The organism is Oleiphilus sp. HI0086 (assembly GCF_001635225.1).
The window spans coordinates 1-713 of sequence record NZ_LWFZ01001222.1; the positions used below are offsets into that span (position 1 = coordinate 1).

General features: G+C 44.2%; 1 protein-coding gene. It reads right to left on the reverse strand.

Annotated elements, in window-relative coordinates:
- Window positions 1–701 (reverse strand): UDP-N-acetylmuramoyl-tripeptide--D-alanyl-D-alanine ligase (gene murF / locus A3756_RS21375; RefSeq protein ID WP_197481444.1); only part of this gene is annotated, 701 nt, incomplete at its 3' end.
- Window positions 702–713: the final 12 nt, after the last annotated feature.

The following is a 713-nucleotide window of genomic DNA, read 5'->3' on the forward strand; positions in this document are numbered from 1 at the left end:
ACACCTTCCAAGTCGCATCCAACAGCAATTGCAGCAGTCGCTGCTGCGAGAGCATTTTGGATTTGATGCAAACCTGGCACAGGTAAACCAACCCTTACGCTCTCTTCGTGATAATTCAATGTAAAGCAGCTTCCTTCGGCTTCACATTCAACATCACTTGCAAAGACATCAGCATTTTCACTTTCCTGTGAGAAAGACAAACTTTGCCTTCCTCCCAAGCGCTCTAACCAAGTCATATAGGCTGGGTCATCGAAGTTTATTATTCCAACGCCGTCAGCGCTTAAGGAGTCATAAATTTCTCCTTTGCCTTCGACGATCGCTTCGTAATCACCAAATACTTCAATGTGAGCGCTGCCAGCATTCAAAACCATTGCAACATCTGGTCGGGCCATATTGCTTAGATAGGCAATATCACCTTTCGCTCTCGCTCCCATTTCCACAACTGAAAACTGGTGTTCAGCATTTATGTCTAACAAAGTTAACGGCACACCCACTTCGTTATTGAAATTACCCTTCGTTGCCGCGGTCTTGCCGTATTCTGATAAAACAGCTTTCAACATATTCTTAGTACTGGTTTTGCCTGCTGACCCCGTCAAACCAACTAACTTTCCGCAAAACCTCTGTCGATTAAGTGAAGCAATTGAAGCAAGCGCTTTGTCAGTATCGTTAACTTGTAAATATGAAATCTGTTTGGCTGTCATCCCCTCATCTTC